At 40.7% G+C, this 22,620-nt stretch carries 21 protein-coding genes, 1 tRNA gene and 1 rRNA gene; 1 reads left to right on the forward strand and 22 read right to left on the reverse strand.

The window, feature by feature from the left end; genetic code table 11:
• From M3210_RS17210 to spoIIE, 15 genes are all read right to left on the reverse strand, one after another.
• Positions 1–72 (reverse strand): 16S ribosomal RNA (locus tag M3210_RS17210); the annotation flags it as partial.
• Between the two features lie 407 nt (positions 73–479).
• On the reverse strand, positions 480–1,937 hold the full coding sequence (lysS, locus tag M3210_RS17215; protein ID WP_251517021.1) for a lysine--tRNA ligase: 1,458 nt from the start codon (positions 1,935–1,937) through the stop codon (positions 480–482).
• 239 nt (positions 1,938–2,176) lie between these two features.
• Positions 2,177–2,662, reverse strand: coding sequence for a 2-amino-4-hydroxy-6-hydroxymethyldihydropteridine diphosphokinase (gene folK / locus M3210_RS17220; RefSeq protein ID WP_251516984.1), 486 nt, complete (start codon positions 2,660–2,662; stop codon positions 2,177–2,179).
• Positions 2,659–3,024, reverse strand: coding sequence for a dihydroneopterin aldolase (folB, locus tag M3210_RS17225; protein WP_251516986.1), 366 nt, complete (start codon positions 3,022–3,024; stop codon positions 2,659–2,661). The genes folK and folB overlap by 4 nt, the downstream gene beginning before the upstream one ends.
• Positions 3,017–3,844 (reverse strand): dihydropteroate synthase, encoded by an 828-nt coding sequence (folP, locus tag M3210_RS17230; RefSeq protein WP_251516989.1) that lies wholly within the window; start codon positions 3,842–3,844, stop codon positions 3,017–3,019. The genes folB and folP overlap by 8 nt, the downstream gene beginning before the upstream one ends.
• A gap of 149 nt (positions 3,845–3,993) precedes the next feature.
• Positions 3,994–4,920, reverse strand: coding sequence for a cysteine synthase A (gene cysK / locus M3210_RS17235; RefSeq protein WP_251516991.1), 927 nt, complete (start codon positions 4,918–4,920; stop codon positions 3,994–3,996).
• Between the two features lie 159 nt (positions 4,921–5,079).
• Positions 5,080–5,979, reverse strand: coding sequence for a peptidylprolyl isomerase (locus tag M3210_RS17240; protein WP_251516993.1), 900 nt, complete (start codon positions 5,977–5,979; stop codon positions 5,080–5,082).
• A gap of 21 nt (positions 5,980–6,000) precedes the next feature.
• Positions 6,001–6,870: an Hsp33 family molecular chaperone HslO gene (hslO, locus tag M3210_RS17245; RefSeq protein ID WP_251516995.1), complete on the reverse strand. Its 870-nt coding sequence runs from the start codon at positions 6,868–6,870 to the stop codon at positions 6,001–6,003.
• 13 nt (positions 6,871–6,883) lie between these two features.
• The gene (locus tag M3210_RS17250) at positions 6,884–7,660 is read right to left on the reverse strand and encodes a type III pantothenate kinase (protein WP_251516997.1); all 777 of its coding nucleotides are present in this window, start codon (positions 7,658–7,660) and stop codon (positions 6,884–6,886) included.
• Between the two features lie 161 nt (positions 7,661–7,821).
• Entirely contained in the window at positions 7,822–9,879 is a 2,058-nt protein-coding gene (ftsH, locus tag M3210_RS17255; protein WP_251516999.1) for an ATP-dependent zinc metalloprotease FtsH, read from the reverse strand.
• Positions 9,880–10,033: 154 nt separating this feature from the next.
• A complete protein-coding gene (hpt, locus tag M3210_RS17260; RefSeq protein ID WP_251517023.1) occupies positions 10,034–10,579 on the reverse strand; it encodes a hypoxanthine phosphoribosyltransferase in 546 nt (181 codons plus the stop codon).
• A gap of 25 nt (positions 10,580–10,604) precedes the next feature.
• Positions 10,605–11,996, reverse strand: a complete 1,392-nt coding sequence (gene tilS / locus M3210_RS17265; RefSeq protein WP_251517001.1) for a tRNA lysidine(34) synthetase TilS — start codon at positions 11,994–11,996, stop codon at positions 10,605–10,607.
• Between the two features lie 147 nt (positions 11,997–12,143).
• Positions 12,144–13,073, reverse strand: coding sequence for a serine/threonine protein kinase PrkT (prkT, locus tag M3210_RS17270; protein ID WP_251517003.1), 930 nt, complete (start codon positions 13,071–13,073; stop codon positions 12,144–12,146).
• Positions 13,036–13,776, reverse strand: a complete 741-nt coding sequence (locus M3210_RS17275; protein ID WP_251517005.1) for a vWA domain-containing protein — start codon at positions 13,774–13,776, stop codon at positions 13,036–13,038. Before M3210_RS17275 ends, prkT begins: the two co-directional genes overlap by 38 nt.
• 59 nt (positions 13,777–13,835) lie before the next feature.
• Positions 13,836–16,280 carry a stage II sporulation protein E gene (spoIIE, locus tag M3210_RS17280; protein ID WP_379596035.1) on the reverse strand — a complete coding sequence of 815 codons (2,445 nt, stop codon included), beginning with the start codon at positions 16,278–16,280 and terminating at the stop codon, positions 13,836–13,838.
• A gap of 369 nt (positions 16,281–16,649) precedes the next feature.
• Here spoIIE and M3210_RS17285 point away from each other — a divergent pair.
• Positions 16,650–16,723, forward strand: a tRNA-Met gene (locus M3210_RS17285).
• 608 nt (positions 16,724–17,331) lie between these two features.
• Here the strand turns inward: M3210_RS17285 and M3210_RS17290 are convergent.
• From M3210_RS17290 to M3210_RS17320, 7 genes are all read right to left on the reverse strand, one after another.
• A complete protein-coding gene (locus tag M3210_RS17290) occupies positions 17,332–17,715 on the reverse strand; it encodes a S1 domain-containing RNA-binding protein (RefSeq protein WP_251517009.1) in 384 nt (127 codons plus the stop codon).
• Positions 17,716–17,785: 70 nt separating this feature from the next.
• Complete coding sequence (locus M3210_RS17295) at positions 17,786–18,166, reverse strand: FtsB family cell division protein (RefSeq protein WP_251517011.1); 381 nt, start codon at positions 18,164–18,166, stop codon at positions 17,786–17,788.
• Positions 18,167–18,171: 5 nt separating this feature from the next.
• Positions 18,172–18,771 carry a spore cortex biosynthesis protein YabQ gene (yabQ, locus tag M3210_RS17300; protein ID WP_285853871.1) on the reverse strand — a complete coding sequence of 200 codons (600 nt, stop codon included), beginning with the start codon at positions 18,769–18,771 and terminating at the stop codon, positions 18,172–18,174.
• A complete protein-coding gene (yabP, locus tag M3210_RS17305) occupies positions 18,768–19,073 on the reverse strand; it encodes a sporulation protein YabP (RefSeq protein ID WP_251517013.1) in 306 nt (101 codons plus the stop codon). Before yabP ends, yabQ begins: the two co-directional genes overlap by 4 nt.
• Positions 19,074–19,139: 66 nt before the next feature.
• The gene (locus M3210_RS17310) at positions 19,140–19,394 is read right to left on the reverse strand and encodes an RNA-binding S4 domain-containing protein (protein ID WP_251517015.1); all 255 of its coding nucleotides are present in this window, start codon (positions 19,392–19,394) and stop codon (positions 19,140–19,142) included.
• Between the two features lie 2 nt (positions 19,395–19,396).
• Positions 19,397–20,842, reverse strand: a complete 1,446-nt coding sequence (gene yabN, locus M3210_RS17315) for a bifunctional methyltransferase/pyrophosphohydrolase YabN (RefSeq protein ID WP_251517017.1) — start codon at positions 20,840–20,842, stop codon at positions 19,397–19,399.
• A gap of 4 nt (positions 20,843–20,846) precedes the next feature.
• Positions 20,847–22,418 (reverse strand): putative polysaccharide biosynthesis protein, encoded by a 1,572-nt coding sequence (locus M3210_RS17320; RefSeq protein WP_251517019.1) that lies wholly within the window; start codon positions 22,416–22,418, stop codon positions 20,847–20,849.
• Positions 22,419–22,620 lie beyond the last annotated feature (202 nt).

Consider the following 22,620-nt stretch of genomic DNA (forward strand, 5'->3'; position numbering starts at 1 on the left):
CCCGCGCTCGACTTGCATGTATTAGGCACGCCGCCAGCGTTCGTCCTGAGCCAAGATCAAACTCTCCATAAAAGTGTTTGAAAAAACTTAGCTGTTGTTTAATAAGAAAACGGGGTTTTCTTATTAAGTTTATGCTTGGCCACTCACGTGACCTTGCTTGACATACTGGTTGTTTTGTTCAGTTTTCAAAGAGCAAACATTTCGTTGCCGTTCGTAACGGCGACTTTTCTAATATAACATGGTTGAAATATCTTGTCAACAACTTTTTTAAAATGTTTTTTTCGAAGTTGTTGTCATTTCTTTTTTATAGCGCCGTTTAGCGCAACGAATATTAATTTACCATGTTTACGAAATGAATGCAAGTAGTTTTTTAAAAAAATATAAGTAAATAAAATACACGTACTATTCTGTACAAATAAATCCTTAAACATTAAGATACCCAGTTCACCTGAAAGTAAACTGGGTATAATACATCTAATTTATTTATTACGCATTTGCGGGAAAAGCAGAACGTCACGAATAGAAGGAGCATTGGTCAGTAACATGACGAGACGGTCAATACCTATACCAAGTCCACCGGTTGGCGGTAAACCAAATTCCAGTGCCTCAAGGAAGTCCTCGTCCATTAGATGCGCTTCATCATTTCCTGCATCTCTTTCAGCAACTTGTTGTTCGAAACGTTTGCGTTGCTCGATTGGATCATTCAATTCACTGAAGGCATTCGCATGTTCACGCCCTACAATGAATAACTCGAAACGATCGGTAAAACGTGGATCTTCTTGATTAGTTTTCGCCAAAGGAGAAACTTCAACTGGATGTCCATAAATGAACGTAGGCTGAATAAGTGTATCTTCTACTTTTTGTTCAAAGAACTCATTCAAGATATGACCATAGGACATGCTTTCTGTAATTTCCACACCATGCTCTTTAGCTAATGCACGTGCTTCTTCATCTGTAAGCTGCTGCCAGAAATCTACACCTGTAACTTCCTTAACAGCATCTGCCATATGAAGTCTCTTCCATTCTGGCTTAAGGTTGATTTCATGTTCACCATACGTAATATCGGTTGTTCCCAAGACTTCTAGAGCAATATGTGCAACCATATTTTCTGTAAGTTTCATAATATCCTCAAAGTCAGCGTATGCTTCATATAGTTCAATCATTGTAAATTCAGGGTTATGACGAGTGGAGACCCCTTCATTACGGAACACTCTTCCGATTTCATAAACTTTTTCCATACCACCGACTACGAGACGTTTTAAATGTAATTCAATTGCAATACGCATGTATAAGTCGATGTCGAGTGCATTGTGGTGGGTAATAAACGGACGGGCCGCCGCTCCACCAGGAATACTATGCATCATCGGTGTTTCAACTTCCAAGAATCCTTGGTTATTCAAATACTCACGCATTGTTTGGATGATTTTACTACGTTGAATGAAAGTCTCACGGCTCTCAAGATTAGTGATCAAGTCTAAGTAACGTTGACGATAACGTTGTTCCACGTCTTTTAAACCATGATATTTCTCAGGAAGCGGACGTAATGATTTCGTCATCAATTCTAATTGCTCCGCTTTAATTGATAGTTCTCCAGTGTTTGTTTTAAAAACCTTACCTGTAATACCGATAATATCGCCTAGATCGAGAGTATTAAATACGTCATAAGCTTCATCACCGATAGCATCTTTTCGTACATATACTTGAATTTGGCCACTCATATCTTGGATATGTGTGAAACCTGCCTTCCCTTTACCACGCTTTGTCATGATTCGGCCGGCCACAACTACTGGGATATCTTTTTCCTGCAACTCTTCCTTTGAAAACAATTCATAGTCTTTTATAATATCTGCTGCAAGATGCGTTCTTGCAAACTTACCGCCAAAAGGATCCACTCCTTGTTCTTGTAAATTTACAAGTTTATCTCTCCGCACCTGCATTTGATCTGTAAGTTCCTCTGACAAAGTCAATCACTCCTGTCTTAATGTATGTATAACTTTAATGTAATTTACTGCCTAGAGTTTTCTTTTAGCCCTACTATAGCACAGAAAAACCTACCAGCAAACACTGGCAGATTCTTGTTAACTTCACGGCTCCCTCTATATAGAAGCAATGTAGCTTTTTACCTCAATTGCTTCTCGCACCACAATTAACGGTTATTATTATATCATATAATATTCTACCGTTTTTTCACTGTTTCTACATCACGTTGCGGTAGCTCTTCTAACATTTCTTGTGCGGTTTTACCAAACTGCACTATCTCTTCCTCCGCAATTTCCGCCAGGGGCACAAGCACAAATGCACGCTCATGCATCCGCGGGTGTGGTATCGTCAATTGTTCATCCGTGCTAATTTCTTGATTATACAATAAAATATCAAGGTCGATGGTACGTGGACCGAACCGCACGTCCCTTGTCCTGCCAAGTTTTTGCTCTATCCCTTGAATCGTCTCTAATAAGTCATATGGCTCCAATAAGGTTTGGATTTCAATAACCATATTTAAAAAGTCATCTTGTTCCACATAGCCGACAGGCGCCGTTTCGTAGATGGATGAACGCTTTTGGATAGCGATTGCTTCATGCGCCTCCAGTAGATTCAGAGCTTCACTTAAATAGAAATCCCGCGGTTCAATATTTGTTCCAAGTGCAATATATGATTTATTCATCGTTGATTCTCCCTATATATTTCTACAGCTACTGAACGATACTGTCCATCGATTGGTGGATTGGGCTTTACTACTACAACTCGGCAAGCTTGTAATAATGGGAAAGTCTGAAGAAGCTTTTCAGCCACAGACTCAGCAACAGCTTCTATTAGATTCTTTGGTTCTCCCTCCACAATGCTTCGGACAAGCTGATAGACTTCACCATAATGGATGGAATCTTCCATTTTATCCGATTGGCCTGCTTGTTTTAAATCAAGAAAGAGTTCTAAATCTACATGAAAACGTTGGCCAAGTTTTCGTTCCTCCGGGAATAACCCGTGATATCCATAGAACTGCAACTCATTCAAACTTATTTTATCCATTATATACACCTTTTCCAAGCATGGCATCCGTCATTCTTGCAATATCTGCATTCACCTTTACGTTATGAACCCTTACAATAGAAGCACCCTTTGTGATTCCAAGGCAAGTTGTCGCTCCGGTTCCATAGTCACGAGCATCCGGCTGCACATCAAGTACATGACCAATCATGCGCTTCCTCGATGTCGCAAGTAACAACGGATACGGCAACTGTTGAAACATTTCTAGTTTCTGCATGACCATTAAATCGTCTTCCCTCGATTTTGCAAAGCCAATTCCCGGGTCGATGATGATATGATGTTCTGGAACACCTGCATCTTTAGCGATTTTTATGCTTTCCTTTAAATCTTGGATCATATCCAGAATAAGATCCTGATAATCTTCATTTGTCCGATTATGCATCAAGATAATAGGTACGTTATGCTTAGCGACCACTTCTGCGATAGCCGGATCTTTTTTGGCTCCCCAAATATCATTGATAATATCAGCGCCAGCTTCAATCGCTGCTTCTGCAGTTTCCGCTTTGAATGTGTCAACAGAAATAGGAATGTTAAGCTTTTCTTTTATAGCTTTTATTGCAGGTACGATACGAGAGATCTCATCTTGTGCAGATACCGGAGTATGTCCTGGCCGGGTAGATTCTCCACCGATATCGATAATGTCCGCACCCTCTTCTGCCATTCGGACAGCTTGTGCCACTGCTTTCTCTACCGTCGTATAACTGCCGCCATCCGAAAAAGAGTCTGGTGTCACATTTAATATACCCATAATATGTGTTCGTTCCGCTAAATTTAACGATTTAGTCTTCGTCTTCACTATCATGATTCTTGCTTCTCCTCAAAAAACATTTATTTGTATCGTAACACATTCAATTCCAATAAGACAAAAACATACTACTTATGCATGGATAATATTCCCCAATTCAAAAAGGATTAACAGAACAAATCTGCTAATCCTTCAAAACAATCCATTTATTCTTCATCAAATTGGAATAATGCAGTCGATAAGTAGCGCTCTCCGTTATCAGGCAAGATAGCTAGTACTTTCTTTCCTTTACCTAATTCCTTAGCGACTTTCAATGCTGCCGCAACTGCTGCACCAGAAGAGATACCGCCGAGGATCCCATTTGTAGTTGCAAGCTTACGGGAAGCTTCAAAAGCTTCTTCATTTTCGATTTGAATAACTTTATCATAAATATCTGTATCAAGGACATTCGGAACAAAACCTGCACCAATTCCTTGGATTTTATGCGGTGACGGAGATCCACCTGATAATACTGGAGAATCTTTTGGTTCTACAGCAAAGAGTTGCACATTTTCAAAATGGGATTTCAACACTTTTCCTGCACCAGTAATCGTACCTCCTGTACCGATACCAGAAATAAAAGCATCCAAGCCATCCTTCATTTGCTCAACAATTTCTTTCCCAGTTGTTTCTTCATGGACCTTAGGGTTTGCCGGGTTATCAAATTGCTGTGGCATGAAATAACCATGTTCATCTTTTAGTTCGTTAGCCTTTTTAATGGCACCTTTCATACCATCCGCCCCAGGAGTAAGCACCAACTGAGCTCCGTAAGCCCGCAATAGATTGCGGCGCTCCTGACTCATTGTGTCAGGCATGACTAATACAGCTTTATATCCCTTTGCTGCTGCAACCATAGCAAGTCCAATACCAGTGTTTCCACTTGTCGGTTCAATGATCGTATCTCCAGGCTTCAATTCTCCGGCTTCTTCTGCAGCCTCTACCATAGAAACAGCTATACGATCCTTTACAGAGCTTCCCGGGTTCATGAATTCAAGTTTCACGTATACATCAGCTGAATTATCATCTGTAAGATTGTTCAATTTAACAATAGGTGTTTCACCGATCAAACGGGTAATATCATTAGCAACTCTCATAAGACCCCTCCTAATTCCCAGTAAATTAATATGATTTCCGATTAATTATAATGTATGTTTAATCGGAAAGTTTGTCAACTATTTTGTTGTTGCAACAATACGAATAATAAAGCATTTTCGTAAAAAAAATGCCGTTCATTATCTGAACGGCTTCCGTTATTATTTGGAATAAATCCAGTCAACTTCGACTTTTTCCCATAATGGGTTTGCTTGTAAGGCAATCTTTTCTTCATGAAGAATCAATTCATTTTCAACATATGGCTTAATCTCTTCATAACTGAATTCAATTGCTGGAAGTGCTTGATGCAAGTAGATGATTGCAATCCCGTTATCTGCGGCAAATGGTTCTGAATAAGTATGTTCATCCATTTTGTTAGCAACTTCCTCATATCCATTCGGGAAGAATTGGCTGCTTGTATTAATAAACCCTAAATATCCGCCGCTATGTTTCGTCTCATCATCATTCGAATACTCTCTTGCTAATTGCTCAAAACTGGCCCCTTGTTCCAATTCTTCATATACCTTCTCTGCAGTCTCCATATTTGAGACTAGAATATGAGATAATTGCATAGCAGAGGAGAAGTCATATTGGTTTTTATAATCAGCGTAATAGCTTTCGATTTCAGATTCGGGAATAGAATATTCCTCTGTCAGTAAAAATTCGAGTTGATATCGATAAATCAGTTCTTCTCGCCACTTCTCTTCTTCCTTATTCAACTCTTCTTGCGTTAATGGTCCTTGCATAGACGTCAAATAAGCAAGATCACGTTCAATGACCTTTTCACTGATTTCAATGTTTTTCTCAGCAGCTAATTGAGAAACGATTTGACGATCGATGATAGATTTTAATGCTTTTTCACCGTGCGTTTCACGCAGATTAGCCATCCAATCTTCATAAGTCACATCAGTCCCGTTAATCGTCGCGACCGGCTCTTTACTTGTAATGGCAGCTTCTCCATCTTTTACAACAACCTTATCATCTTGCATCATGAAAATGAGTGAAGCAATGTTGGTAATAAGGAGTACTATGATGATACCCCATAATAATTTCTTGGACATACGACTACTTTTCTCCCTCGTTTATTGTTTCAATTCTTCTAGTTCGTCCGTCGTAAAATGATATTCTTCACTACAGAAATGACAGGTAGCACTTGCTCCTCCATCTTCTTCTATCATCTTTTCGATTTCATCATTTCCTAAGCTGCTAATCGCATTAGCGATTCTTTCTTTTGAGCAGCGGCAACGGTATTCGATAGGCATTTTCTCATGAATGGTAAATGGTTCATCTCCAAATAACTTCTCCAACAACTGTTCTGGTGTGTAACCCTGTTCGATAAGTTTAGAAATGGCTGGAAAATCTTTTACTTGTTCCTCTAACTTTTCAATGACCTCATCATCTGCTCCAGGCATTACTTGAACGATAAATCCTCCTGCTGCAAGAATCGTATGATCCGGGTTAACGAGGACACCAGCTCCTACAGCTGATGGAACTTGTTCTGAAGTAGCAAAGTAATAAGTGAAATCCTCACTGATTTCTCCAGAAACGATTGGAACTTCTCCAGTAAAATAATCTTTCAATCCAAGGTCTTTAATGACACTTAAGCTGCCAGATGTACCAACTGCCCGTGCGACGTCGAGTTTACCTTTGTCATTCAATTCAAAATCGACGTGGGGATTTGTCACATACCCGCGCACATGACCGTCTGCATTAGCATCGACGACAATTGCTCCAATCGGGCCACCGCCTTCAATTTTAATTGTATTGGAATCTTCACCTTTTAACATGGCACCCATCATTCCGGCAATCGTTAAAGTTCTCCCTAAAGCAGCAGAAGCAGTTGCCCATGTATCCTGGCGTCTTCGCGCCTCCTCCACCGTGTTCGTAGACGCAGCTGCATAAGCACGAATCCTACCGTTATATGCAGTCGCTTTAATTAAATAATCTTTCATGCTGTTAACTCCTTTATGAAATATCTTTTAGTCGGTTATATATGATATTCAACCCTTTTAATGTCAAATAACGATCTACGACATCAATCGTTTTCGAATCTTTGGCAATCAGACCGGCCAAACCACCTGTAGCGATTACTTTCACATCTCGGTCGATATCTTCTAACATCTTGTCAATTATACCATCGACCAATGATACATACCCGTAATAAATTCCTGATTGCATCGCTTCTACTGTTGACCTTCCTATAATATGCTCTGTCTCCATAATTTCTATTTTCGGAAGTTTGGAGGCTTTACTATATAATGCCTCCATCGAGATATTGATCCCTGGCGAAATTAGACCGCCATGGTAAGATTCATTTTCATCTATATAACAGAAAGTGGTGGCTGTTCCAAAATCAATCACAATGACAGGTGCGCCATATGTTTCTATGGCACTAACCGCATTGACAATCCGGTCGGCACCAACTTCCCTTGGATTAGGATAGCTCATCTTGATATATCGGGAAATATCCTGATTTCCAACAACTACTGGTTCCAACTGAAAGTAATTCCTGCTCATTTTTTCCAATGCGTACATAATAGGTGGCACCACAGAGGAAATCACCACTCCATCTATGTCAGTAAAAGAAATCCCTTTATAACTGAAAAGCGAATGGATGAGCATCCCGAACTCATCCTCGGTCTTGTGTCGATCTGTTTTGATCCGCCATTCGTGTAAAAGTTCTTCTTTTTCGAAAACACCTAAAACCGTGTTCGTATTCCCTACATCCAAAACAAATAACATTCGAATCAGACCTTCCTATTTTTCTAAGTTTAAATATAGCATAGGTAACTGGAAAAATGAAAATGGCAGAGCTTGAATATCCACTTCTTTTCATCAAGTATTTCTTCCGCGTAGACTTGGATTAAAAAAAGCAGCCATCCCTTAGCATGGCTGCTTTTCCATTAGTTATTATTCTTATGATCATCGTCACCCATAATCGGATCATTGATATGTCGTTTTTCTTCGGTAGCTTGAGATTCATCGCGTCTTTCTTCCTCGCGTTTCTCCTCAGCTTCTTTCTTCACTTCTTCATAAGATTTTCCGACTTTATCCGGATCTTCGTTCTCTTCTTTTGAATTGATGTTCACTTTAACGTCCTCGTTGTTCTCGTCTTCTTCCACTTCCAACGGCTCCGGTAAAACTCCATCGTTAAAGAGAGATTCGATTTGGCGTCGGTCTAGAGTCTCAACTTCAAGAAGTGTTTGAGCAATCAGCTCCAACTGTTCACGATGTTCTGTAAGGATTGTTTTCGCACGCTCATAACAGTAATTGATGAAGTTCTGCATTTCCTTATCAATTTCATAAGCGATTTTTTCACTGTACGTCTGATTGTTCTGGATGTCACGGCCAAGGAACACATTGCCGCCCTCTCCACTAGAAAATTGGATTGGACCAATTTTGTCACTCATTCCGTATTCAGTAATCATTTTATGAGCGATACTAGTTGCTCGCTGGAAGTCATTATGCGCTCCGGTACTAACCTCACCAAAGATGATTTCCTCCGCAACTCTTCCTCCGAGTAAACCAGTTATCTTATCGAATAATTCCGGTTTCGTCATAAAGTAGCGATCCTCTTTAGGCAGCATGACAGCATAGCCACCAGCTTGCCCACGTGGTACAATCGTCACCTTATGCACGACGTCTGCATCATCAAGCACCATGCCGACAACGGTGTGTCCACTCTCATGGTACGCGACAATATTTCTTTCTTTCTCAGAAATGACACGACTCTTCTTCGCAACACCCGCGATGATACGGTCGGTCGCTTCATCCACATCAGCAGAAGTAATGAACTTACGATCATCCCTCGCTGCGACCAATGCCGCTTCGTTCAACAGGTTTTCCAAATCTGCTCCAGAGAAACCTGGTGTACGCTGAGCAATGACCTTAAGATCGACTGTCTTATCCAATGGTTTGTTACGAGCATGTACTTTAAGTACTGCTTCACGCCCTTTAACATCAGGACGTCCAACCATAATCTGTCTATCAAAACGACCTGGACGTAAGAGTGCCGGGTCAAGGATATCTGCACGGTTTGTAGCCGCAATAATGATAATTCCTTCATTTGCACTAAAACCATCCATCTCAACAAGTAACTGGTTCAACGTCTGTTCACGCTCATCGTGCCCCCCGCCAAGACCTGTTCCACGTTGACGACCCACTGCATCAATCTCGTCAATAAAGATGATACATGGTGCATTTTTCTTCGCGTTCTCAAACAAGTCACGGACACGAGATGCTCCGACCCCGACAAACATCTCTACGAAGTCAGAACCACTGATTGTAAAGAAAGGTGTTCCCGCTTCACCGGCAACTGCACGAGCCAGAAGCGTTTTACCTGTTCCTGGTGGTCCTACTAACAGCACACCTTTTGGAATACGCGCACCGACTGCTGTGAATTTACGAGGATCTTTTAGGAACTCAACAACCTCGACAAGCTCCTGCTTCTCTTCATCAGCACCAGCAACGTCTTTAAAACGCACTTTCTCTTTTTCACCCGATACCATCTTAGCCTTACTTTTCCCGAAATTCATAACACGGCCACCACCGCCGCCACCTTGCGCTTGACTAAGAATGAATAAGAAAAATAGACCTATTAATAGGAAGGGAACAAGGGTTGTAAGAAAAGTAACCCAGGGGCTTGGACGTTCTTCTTCCTCTGCTTTCAAAACACTATTATCTCTTGCAAGTTGTGTGATTTCAGCAATCACATTTGTATTATCTGGAACTTGGGAAACAAAAGTTTGATTATCATCATGAAGCACACCAGTAATTCGGACAATGCCATTTGCTGGTTGTAGCGTCAATTCTTTTATCTCGCCATTTTCTAAAGCATCTATAAATTCGTCTACATGATATTGTTCACTTTCTTCGCCTGGACCATTTAGTACACTAATTACGCCAATAATGACGAAGAATATAAGTACCCAAAAGAATACGTTACGAAATATCTGACTCATTACTTACCTCCTCCCATACCGGGAAAACTATATTACATAGTACCATATGAAAAAGTTATTATACAACTAATTGCGCTTTAGAATTCACTTTTATTTTTCACCGTCGGTTCAGCTGTTTCATCCCCATTTACTGGCACTTTATCCGGTGAAAGAATTACTCTTTGTCCTGATAGATTTCCTCTTTCAGTACCCCGATATATGGAAGGTTTCGGTATCGTTGATCATAATCCAAACCATAGCCAACAACAAATTCATTTGGAACTTCGAAGCCCACAAGATCAGCAGATATTGCAGCTGTGCGTCCTGATGGTTTATTAAGCAGTGTTACGATTTTAATGGAATTTGCTTTCCGGTATTTGAAGAGGTCGACTAAATAACTTAATGTTAATCCACTGTCAATAATATCCTCTATAATGAGAAGATCACGGCCTTCCACCTTTGTATCAAGGTCTTTCACAATTTTAACTTCTCCACTTGACTTCGTTCCGCTTCCATAACTGGAAACATCCATGAAATCAAGCTCCACATGAATATCCATATGACGTACGATATCCGACATGAATGGCATGGCACCTTTTAGTACACCGATAGCGAGTGGGAATTTCCCATCGTATTCTTCCGCCAGCTGCCTGCCAAGTTCCTTACATTTTTCTTGAATTTCTTCCTCAGTTATTAAGATATGCTTAATATCTTTGTGCATACTATCCTTTAACATTCTTATCCTCCTACTGGTGTCCTTTTTCGTATTGTATATATACAAACTGTTTATCATTTACTTCTATTTGTTTACCTTTTTTCAGGCCAACTAACCATAATATATGTCCATTGCTATCCACAACGATAGGCCAAGAATTTCTTCTTTCGATTGGGATTTTTTCATCGATAAAGATATCCTTCAACTTCCTTGTGCCTTGCAGCCCTTTCCAGCTCATACGGTCTCCATTTTTACGGGTTCGTACATAAAGTGGTAAGGAAAGTCCGCTAGCGGCAATATATAGTGAAAAAGGGGTTTCTTTACCAATTGTGGCTGTATATGTAGCTTTTATTACCGATCCATCTGGTAAATAAGTGGTACCAGGGAGAACTAACATTTGATTAAAATTCTCTTGTAGTGGATATGATTGTTCGAAGTAAAAAGTCAGTCTGTCATATGCTCGATTTAATTTTAAGCAATGTGGAAAGTCCAGTTTTGTATTTCCATGAGACTTACGTATCAGTGTAAAAAATTGTTCTTCATGTACATACGATAAGTGGCTTGGTATTGTTTCGTATAGATAGTTCAATATTAGATGAAAGGCACGTCTTTGTAAAGATTGGTCATGTTTTTTGAACAAATTAATATCCATTATGACTTGATGCTTTTCATGATTAAAGACCACAGCTTCATCGAGCACCTTTTTTGCCTGCTTTTGCATATAGGTCTCATCTTCTTCCAAGTTTTCACTAAGATGCTGTGCCGTCCGATGTAAATTCGCGTTTTTCTCTTTTAATAAAGGAATGACATGGTGTCGATAATAATTTCTCGTATGTATACTTTCCAAGTTTGTCGCATCAATCCGTGGGATGATGTTATGCGTTTCACAGTAAACTTCTATTTCACTCTTCGTCACTGCAAGTAACGGGCGGATGATCATCCCTCCCGCTAATGGACGCTGCACTGGAATCCCCTGAAAAGAAGTTGAGGTTGCAGAGCGGACAAGTTTCATTACCAATGTTTCCACCTGATCGTCACCGTGGTGACCGAGAGCAAGATAATCCGCATGAAGTTCTATCATCTTTTGTGCGAAGAACTTATAACGAAGCTCACGAGCGGCCACTTCCATGCTGATTCGTTCTGTTCTAGCATGGGAACGTACATCAAGGGATGTTCCATGGAAAGTTAATCCCCAATCCTTGCAAATCTGTTTGACATAGTTGAAATCCCCCTCAGATTCCTCCCCACGAAGCTGATGATCTACAGAGAGCACCTGTAAGTCTAGATTCCATTCTTCCCTTACTGTTGACAAAAAATGCAACAAAGCCATGGAATCTGGACCACCCGACACTCCTACAAGCACCCGAGCACCTTGATGCAACAAGCTATGTTTATCGATGAATTTCCGAACTGCATTCTCCATTAAATTCTCTCCATCTACAAGACTATTCTTACTTAATTTTATCACAGTTATCCATTTACCCTAAAGTAAGACCTTCCATGCCACGAATAAATTATAGTGATTCGGATCGTTGACTTCCCATTCTAATAAATTTCTTTCAAATTACAGTCAAATCATAAAGGAGAGGAGAAAAGAAAAAGCACTTATTATAAAAATCCAAAAAGCCTCCTTGAACCCACTTCCATCATTTTCCTCTGGATTCCTTGGATTGTTTCGTTGTCTTAACAAGAGTAAAACTTGTTTAAGCTCCCGTTTCATTTCGGTACTTGTCTGATACTTCCCAGAAATTGCTTTTTTTAACACCGGTGCGTATGGTTTTAACGCCTTCACTTGATCTATTCTTTGATAAATATACTTCTTCCTGTTTTTTTCCGGGCGCGGAAAACGATTTGGGTAAAAGATTTCCAAGAAAATAATTGCAAACGAAAAAAGGTCGTAGCTCGGCTCTGCCCGCCTGGAACCCAGCCCCCAGTACCCTCGATCATAAAAGTCGGTATACTCCTTGATGGAGCGACCAATCTGTGTCATCCCACCAACATCTACCCAACGGATTCGGGGAGGAGCTGAACGGACAATCAAATTCTCTGTTTTTAAGTCACCAAACACCCAGCCTTCCTGGTGGAGTTTCTCCAAATCTTCCAGGAGTTGAATCATAAAGGGACCAAGCCAACTAGTACCATGCTTTTGGAAGAAGTCTCGGACAGTCTCCCCTTTGACATACTCCATGACGTAAAAATAAAAAGTCCGCCCATTTGGAGCAGTCCAATCATCCACATCTAATAAAGCAGGCCCAAGGCGATTTCCCCGGACCTGCTCCAATGATTTCAGCACATTAACCTCCAAAGACATAGACGTTTGATTTTCGCTTATTTTTAAAGCAGCAACCTGCCTATTAGCCTGACATAAATAGACTGCTCCAATCGCTCCTTCACCAAGTTTTCCATTTATGAGATAAGTGTTTCCTTTGAATTTCCCTTTGATTAACGTCCCAGGCTTTATACTAGAAACCTGTTTCTTCAATATCCGATTCATTGCCATGACGGAAACTCCTTAACAAACTTTTCTTACCGAATTGATACATCGCTTCTCGGATTGCCGGACCTGTTGGGGTGATTCCACCACTCGTGATTTTAGGGAAAACTGAAGAAACTGACTCTAGTTTTGGAGTCCAGTCGAGCACTTTTTGTATACTCTTCCGTTTGCCTGGAAAACTATAAATTGCAAATCGATTTTTTCCAATTCTTGCATTGAGACTGATAGATAAGTCGATTAATGCCTCTTTCACCATATGCAATTTATGATGCATGCTTGCACTCGTGTCTACTAGAATGACGACCTCAAGGTCAGACGTTTCTCCCAAATCTTCTACTACCTCAATGATTTCACCACGTTTTTCTGGGTCTAAATCTTCTAATCGATGATTCTCTCCAAGAATTTGTTTCAATTCCTTATTAACAAATCCTTGTAGTGTTTGGTTCACTGCTTGCTTGGTAACCATCTGCACTGTTTGTGATAACGCTTCACTATATACAAGCTGACTGACTCCACCTCCTGAAAGTGCTATATCTTCCACTTCTTGAAGTCCTGAACTTTCTTCTGTTTCGTCATGATCAAGAATTCCAATAACGTTTACAGCAATTCCTTGCTGATAAGCAAGTGCTGCTGTTGCTGCCGGATCTTCTCCATGGTTGGAGCACCCATCCGTAATTAATAAGATTTGCCGTAATGTTCCTGTTTTCATAGGTTACCCTCCCGTTTCCTAGTTTTACTAGCATCGCCAGAAAACTGGAAGGATATACCTTAACCAAGCGCCTTCTTCGAGTAAATTGGAACCGAAGCCCACTTCGGCTGGTTCTTCATAATCTTCGAGACTAGAACCGTCATATCGTCATCGATTTCCCCTGATTTTGTACGAATGACTTCCTCCAACAGCAAATCAGCAATTTCTTGTGGATCCTCTGTTTCTATTTCTTTCAAAGTGCGTTTCAGCCAAAGCTCCGTATTCTCCACATGTTTAGGTCCATCAAAAACACCATCACTAATCATAATCAAGATATCACCCGACAAGAGCTGGTCACTGACAATATCGATATCAACCTCATGGATAATTCCCATAGGCAGATTACCAGCCTCAATTTTTATAATTTCATTCCCCCTCTTTACAAAGCTCGGTGCAGCACTCACTTTCAAAAATTTTACCATCGCATGGTTTAAATCAATGACCGCAAGATCAAGGGTGGCGAACATTTCGTCCGTTGTCCGTAAAGCCAATATGGAATTGATCGATTTAATCGCCACTTTTTCCGGGATACCGATTTGTAATATTTGTTGCAACAGCCTCAACGTCTCCTCGCTTTCCTCCCGTGCCCGCCTGCCATTCCCCATTCCATCACTTATTGCCATCGCAAATTTCCCTTCACCAAGTTCCATGGTTTTAAAACTGTCTCCTGAAATGAATCCGCCTCCTTTTGCCGCATTCGCAGCCCCTGTTTCCACAATAAACTCCTTTGCGGAACGAAAAGATAAATAACTGTATCCATTTGGAAATGGTGAGATTTCCTCTTCTTTTACAACAATCATTTCTCCAATAATATCGGATAATACCGGCGCAATCAGCTTTTCTCCTTCTCCGTGATATTCATAGAAAGAAATCGTCATTTCTATATCGACATTTCCTTTATCCAGTTGGAAGATATCAAGCTTTTCCAGTTCAATTCCCAAGCCTTTTAACGCATCTATAATCTGAATCTCCTGCTTTTCGTGATGCTCCCTCTCCTTCAAAATTTCATTCGCAAAGTCGTCCATCACTTCGGAAACGCCAAATAATTGATCCGCAACGAGACGCTTACTTTCAAGCACTTGTCGTCGCAATTCATGATTTGCCATATAATAAGTCATTTCTTCCTTAAGCACTTCTACAACCTTCTTCGATTTTACACAATGGTTTTCAAAGGCTCGCTTCACCTTCAAGCTAGGCTCTTGTTGAATCGCGTAAGCATCCTTCATCCCCTCCATTAATTGATACGTCTTATCGAAGTCCTTCTGCCAGCAGCGTTCCTTCATGAAGCAGCTTTGGCATGTCCTCTCTGTCACTTGACTTAAAAACTGATCCGTATCCCGCTTCTTTGCAATAGTTCCAGTTGGATCAGTTTCTGCGACAGCAAAACTACGGGCAAGTGCATCAAATACTCCAGAGAACTGTTTTACTCTTTTTGCTGTAACATCCCGTACCTTTAAAGAGTACTGCTGCTGTTCTTTAGCATGCTCCTCCGTTCCTGGTATGTAGCGAGAGATATTTGAAAACCAACTCGCTGGAGTCAGGAAGAAGAGTAAGATGGCAATAAGCGATTCGGTAATCGAGCCCATTAATGTGATACTCTCACCGTAAATGACGATAAGAAACGTACCGACCAAAAGACCTGCTGCAACACCAAACTTTTTCCCTTCTTTCAGCAGTCCCCCTAACAAGCCCGAAAAAGCTAGTAGACTCATCTGGAATAAATTCGCCACATTCGCAAGTGATAAAATAAGTCCCACTACTACCCCGACCGTCGAGCCAATTGCCGCTCCCCCGACAAAAGCAAAAACTAATACAAAATACCGTGCAAAAATCTGTTCCACTGCCGCACCATATATTACCCAGCCGATGGTACCTGTTAAAATGGAGGCAATTAATATGATCATACAAACAATTTCTTCATTCTTTAAGGCAGGCTTGTACCTTTTTGGTGATAATAATGGGATGCTCTGCATAAATATAAGTACAAGTACAGAAGCCAGTACACTCTCTACCGCTATAAGCAACCATTCATAAGAAGTAATCGGGTTATGCCATGAATATAGAAACATCCGTGGAAGAAAGGTCGCAATCCCTACTACAAAAGGAAGGACTATCTTCTCCCGCTTCAGTTGCTTAAAAACTGCAATCAACATGAGAAATACGAGCACCGAAAGTCCGACGAATAAAGTATGTTCAATCGAATATGTCGCTGCTCCCAAGGAAATCGCCAGTAACGCATGAAGAGTCCTTCTCCGTTGCATCAGCCAGACACTCGCTATAAACGCTAAGGCAAATGGAGAAACTGCCGACAGCACTACAGCTCTTCCAAGTAAAAAGCCGACCATGACTAAAAGCAAGCCCCGATCAATAAATAAAACCCTCGCCTTTGTCCGCCATGGAGATAGCTTCTCCTTCCCAGCCTTCTGTTTCCAACTTGTATACCCCGTTTGCTCTACCGATTGCATCATTCACCATCACTCCATTCTTTTCTGTTAGTAAACCATATTCATTTTGTTTATGTTGTCAAAATTTCAGAGCGTGTCCAAAAAATCGTTCGACGGGAAATTATAAAGAATTCTGAATTTACACACGAACAAATGTTGTGAAATTCTATCAAACTTTATTCTATCAAGGGGAATGGAGTATTAATGGAAAGCGAATATATGCAGAAATGATGAATGTTTGACGAAAATGTGGGAAAGTATCGGCTTTTATTGTCTCTATTCGTTTAAAACCTTTATTTTATATCTCATTCTTTTATAATTTAATTTTTTTATCAAAACATGTTGACATAATTTAAAACCTAGTGTATTATAAATCTCGTTGACAATTTTGGCGGCGTAGCTCAGCTGGCGAGAGCGTACGGTTCATACCCGTGAGGTCGTGGGTTCGATCCCCTCCGCCGCTATATACCAATCAAAAGCAAAAAAGACCGTTCAGGGAGTCATAAACTGGACTACAGCGTAAGGAAATAAAGGAAACACAGCGACCAAAGGGAGCTGATGTTGACTTATTGACTGAAGGCGTAGGAAGTTTATCGGCTCCCTGGTCTTTTTTTGCTAGACGATAACAAAAGCAAAAAAGACCGTTCAGGGACTGACAAGCTGGACTGAGGTGCAGGAAGATAAAGGAAACATGGCGAGGTAACGAGCCGATGTTGACTTATCGACCGGAAGCTCAGGAAGTTTGCGCAGTCCCTGGTCTTTTTTTGCTAGACGATAGAAAAGCTGAAGAGCGCGGTTAGGGACGGTCGAATTGGACCACGGCGCAAGGAAATAAAGGAAACACGACGAGGGACGAGTCGATGTTGACTTATTGACTGGAGGCGTGGGAAATTCGAACAGTCCCTGCGCTCTGAAGCTAGACATACCAAAAGTAAAAAGTTCTGCATCTTGGATGCAGAACTTTTTTTATTCTATCACTCTCTAATTAAACAAAACAGCAGGGCCCATCTTGGTAGATGAATCCTGCTGTTTCTCTATATAAGAGCATTATTATTTTCTAGACAGCAAACTTTTAGCCGCGTTTAGCACCTCGACCTCCGCGTTTGGACTCGGTATGCTTCTTCAGTGAGGCTAAGCGATCTTCCGAATCTTTCAAGAACCGACTCATTTTCGCTTCAAAAGTTTCCTGGCGTTCTTTCGGATTTCTTTGGCGAACTGGTCGTTCTTTTGCTTTCTTAATCGATAGACCAATCTTTCCATCCTTTTCGACATTAATTACTTTAACCTCGACAGTATCGCCGACAGTCAGATGATCATTAATGTCTTTAACATAGTTATCAGCTACCTCACTAATATGGACTAGGCCTGTTTTCCCTTTTTCGAGTTCAACAAACGCTCCAAAATTTGTGATTCCTGTAACCTTTCCTTGCAGCTTGCTGCCTACTTCAATTGACATAAAAAAAATGCTCCTCCTTAAAATTTTAGGTATACTTCTATTCTTAGTATATGGCTGTTAAGTTAAAGTGTCAATATGACGGGTCCCCATCTTGAAGCTTAAAAATCAATTCTCCCTTTTTTGTAAAGAAGTAATTGGTTCTCGCAATATCGAGGACATAACTTTCATCATTCAATAATTCGATTTCTTCCTTCAAATGTTCTTCTTGCCGTTTCAGTTCCGCTAATTCTTCTTGGAGTTTCTCGTACTCTTCCGTTTTTTCGGCATGTAAGATCCGCTGATTCCAATGATAGAATCCCATTGCTCCAATCATTAACATGATCACAAGAGAGAATAACACAAGACGTCGAATTAAACGCCGCCTTTTTCTTTTCTGTCTTTCTATGTAAGCGTCATACTGCTGCACATAATTCGAATCTAATCTTGTAACCGTTTTTCTTCTTTCCGACAATTACCCTACCTCCTTCTAAACGTCAGATACTCGATTCCTTTTTTCAGTTTAATTCTTATTGTACTATAAATTGAACTAGATTTGTGTAACAATTTCTTAAATTTTTCTGGTATAAAAGGCTGCAGCATACGACCAATCAGGAGGAAGGGAAATAGGATAACCTTAAAAATAAAGCCCAGTAACTTAATTACTATTTGAAAGAGGAAAATAATAACACTTGAACATACGAGAAAAATCCATTTCAACGGCATAATAATAAGTAAGATAAAAAGACGCTTGAAAAATTGAAAGATCGCCCGGAATATATCGATGACCCTTTCCAACAGACGTTTATATAATGTGTTTAATAACGCCTGATAAAAGGAAAAGCCCAACAGGCAAGCTAAGAATATATAAAGCCGGATTTCTCCCGCATTGACGAGGAATAAACAATAAAAAATAATAAGTGTCTGCAAAAGCCAAAAACTGATTTCCAGAAAGTAACTCGTTACTCTTTTTCCTTTCCAATGGACGGAGAATCGCCGGAATGTATCTTGGGCAATACCTAAATAGATTCCGCTCAACACCATAATGGCCATTGTAGTAAATTGGACGGAAAGAGTCATCGGAACAACTTGCTAAAGAACCCCTTAGCCTTCTCCCCATGGACTTCATCAATATAGGATAGTTCATAGATTCTGCCTTTTATTGTAACATTGCCGGAACTAACATCAAGATTCTTTAGTTGAAGGTTTTGTCCACGGATAATGAGATAGCCTTGTACAGTTTCCAAAAGAAACTCTTCGTTGTCAAAGCTATCCACTTCCTTGACCCCACTGATTTCAAGATTTTTACGATTCGTAAGCTTCACCTGATGCTCCATTTCCACCACTCGATTGCTATTTGAATAGTTCCCAAATTCGCCCATAAAAAAACCTCCTTCTCAATGTAAATTTATGAGTGGAGGGACAAGTATAGAACTAAATACTCGTTCTTATATTTTTTCTTCTTTCACTACGGTATACAGCGTTTCTGCTTCATCTTTTTTAACCGTTTCTCTCGTATCATTCACGCGTACCGTGACAACCTTTTGCCCGAATTGGATCGCCAAGGTATCCCCAGGAGTAATGGTGGTTGAAGCTTTCGCTGCACTTCCGTTCACCGTAATCCTTCCCTGATCAGCAACTTCTTTTGCAAGGGTCCGGCGCTTAATCAAGCGGGATACTTTGAGAAATTTATCTAAACGCATGGCTATTCCCTCCCTTTTGCTTCTTGCCAGTATTCTTCCATTTCCTCTAATGTTGTATCTTCTATCTCTTTGCCAGATTCTTTTATTCTTTCTTCCACATAGTTGAACCGGGAAGCGAATTTAGCGTTAGCCCGATTCAGTGCAACCTCTGGATTTATATCGTAGAAACGCATCAAATTGGCAGTAACGAATAAAACATCTCCAAATTCATCTTCTATGTCGACAGCATTACCCATGCTGATGGCTTCTTTCACTTCTGACAGTTCTTCTTCAAGCTTTTCCCAAACGTCTTCAACATCCGTCCAATCAAATCCTACCTTACTAGCTTTATGTTGAAGTTTGGCAGCTTTGGCTAACGAAGGTAAGTGCTTCGGTATGCCACCAAGCAATGTATCATGTTTCTTTCCTTTTTCTTGTTGTTTGAGCGCATCCCAGTTGGTAAGAACCTGATCAACTGAATCGACTTGTTCCTCACCGAACACATGAGGGTGGCGATGGACCATCTTATTAGTAATCGACCGGATGACATCATCAATCGAGAAGTATCCTTCATCGTCTCCAATTTGGCTATAAAGGACGATATGCATGAGAAGGTCGCCAAGTTCCTCAATGATATTGTCATCATCCTCATTATCAATTGCATCCATTAATTCATAGACCTCTTCAATCGTATATTCCCGAAGCGACTGATGGGTTTGCTTTTGATCCCATGGACAACCGTTCGGGCCTCGGAGTGTAGCCATCACTTCCACTAAACGGGAAAAGCGATGCGGCAGCTGCTCATGAATGACAGGAGGAACATACACACTCGTTAAATTGTTTACTTCCACTGTGCGATCCAAATCCTCTAGTGGCAGTTTCGTCAGCTTTTCGTGTTCCGTGCCTGCCGCCTCCACAATTGTCACTTCATAATCGGGAGGTAAATCCTCCAGTAAAGTCAATTTCACTTCTGATGCAATAAAAGAGTCATATACCTGACAAAATACCAGATGCTGCTCATAGTTTAACTGTCTCCGTTCAAAACTTGTCCCATCGACAAATTGGAAACCATCGATAGGGTCTATTTTCAGGGAAGTAAATAAAGCATCCAAATAACTTTGGCCGCCTGAAATTTCTACCTCGACTTCTTCTTGTTCGAGCAATAGTTGTACCGTTTTCTCTGCAAGCATCGGATGTCCTGGAACTGTATAGACAATTGAACTTTCCTTTGCTGCTTCCAGCAACTGGGCAACAATCGTTTCATAGACTTCAGCAAAATTCGAAGTCTCCTCATATATGGCATCAAATGAATAAAATGAAATCCCTTCCTGCCTTAAGGTATCAATGACAGGGTGGTCCGTCGTCCGCGTATAAATTTCCTGCTGGGAATCCTTCAGTTTCCTATATACTCCTAGTGGCAGCTGGTTTATATCCCCAGCTCCTAACCCGATTACCTCAATCTTGCTCATTCTATTATCTCTCCTTATAGATGCGCATCAACAAACGTGAAAATGGTAACATCATAATTTCTGAACGTTTTAAAGCCTTTCCGCGAATTAAAATGAATATGTACATGCAGGCACCTGTGCTGGCAATTATTCCAACAAAAAAGAGTGCTCCGGCTCTTGAAAGTTCGGCCGGTAAAAATTGTTTAATAACAAAAATATAAAGGAGCATAGCGGAAGTGGCAAGAAATAGCGCTCGCCAATTAATGTATCTGGCAAATTGCAGGTTTGGCAATTTGCGCTTCAGTTCCAACAATACAAAACAGGAAAAGAACGCTAATCCAATAACAGTCGAAATGGCACTGCCGGTTATTCCATAAATAGGAACGAGCCATTCATTGCCAATCCAGTTCAGCATCACCGCGACCAGAATTAACAAGGCAGTCCGCTTCATATAGCCTAATCCTTGTAAGATAGTAGCACAAGTGATTCCAATGGCACTGAGTAAAATCGCGAGCATTAAAATCCTCAAATCAACAGTTCCTTTTAAATCCTGATACAACAAAATATTAGCTTCTGGCATGATTGCAATCAGCCCTGCTGTAGCGGAAAAAGCCAAGTAAAAGCTTATCGCAAGGCTACTGCGTACTTTTTGGTAAAATTCAATCGGATTTTCTTTTAATTTGCTCTTAGAAATCGATGGTATCATAGCAAGCGCGAACGAAGAACCGAGTACAGTTCCGAGTTGGATCAGTGGCTGTCCCCTGTCCAAAACACCTTTCTCCTCCATTGCCTCCCTTGGCAGTAAGCCGTATTCCTGTAAAGCTGGGATAAGAGTGAACGCATCTCCAAATTGGAATAAAAGTAATACCATATGATTAAGAGCAGCTACAAACCCCAATAAAAGGAGAGTCTGGATATAGTAGCGCCAAGGAATACGCTCGTTGCTAATTCGGGGAACTTCTTGCCGTTTCATAAAAATGAGAAGAATGAATATAGCAACGACCCCTCCGAAAATACTGGCAATTGCTGCACCTTCCCCAATCCGGTACATACTGACACCCTGTGCATTCACATACAGGGCAACTAGAATAATCATGAACACGCGGACAACCTGTTCTCCGACTTGGGAATATGCCGTTGGCTTCATTTGCAAGTGCCCTTGAGATGCTCCCCTTAATAAAGATGTAAAAGGAATGACTAAAAAACTCACCGCAACAATTTTGTATGCACGTGTTAAATTCGGATCCCCAACCCAAGTTGCCACATTTCCCGAAAAAACAAATAAAAGGGAAGCAATAATACCTACCATGAAGAAGAGAATAAGAAGAATAGGCAAGTAAAAATGATTCAGTGTGAGTTTCTGCTGTTTTCTTTTTACTTCAGCCGCGATATTAGAGATTGCGGATGGAAAACCATATAATGATAAAACAAGCGCCATCCCCAACAACGGATAAATTTGCTGATAGATATAAAATCCAACATCGCCTGTGAAGTTTTGGAGCGGTACCCGGTAGCCCGCGCTCAGTATCTTACTCAACATTCCTGCGATGGTCAGCAAAAACGCTCCTCGCAACAAACCCTTACTTTCACTCGTCATCCAATAAACGTCCCTTACGCAATAAATTTGAATATATTATACCATTAAATGCTAATCCATGTGTGAGCGTCAAAGGATTGAGTCAAGTACTTGTGGGAGTTTTTTAAGTCCCTTATTTTATACTGTTTTCGTCCAGTGTTTTGTTAGCGTTATCAACCCTATATTGCTCTAAAATGTTTGGGTTCTTCTATTTTTTAAATTC

The sequence above is a fragment of the Oceanobacillus luteolus genome (assembly GCF_023715655.1).
Lineage (GTDB): Bacteria > Bacillota > Bacilli > Bacillales > Amphibacillaceae > Oceanobacillus > Oceanobacillus luteolus.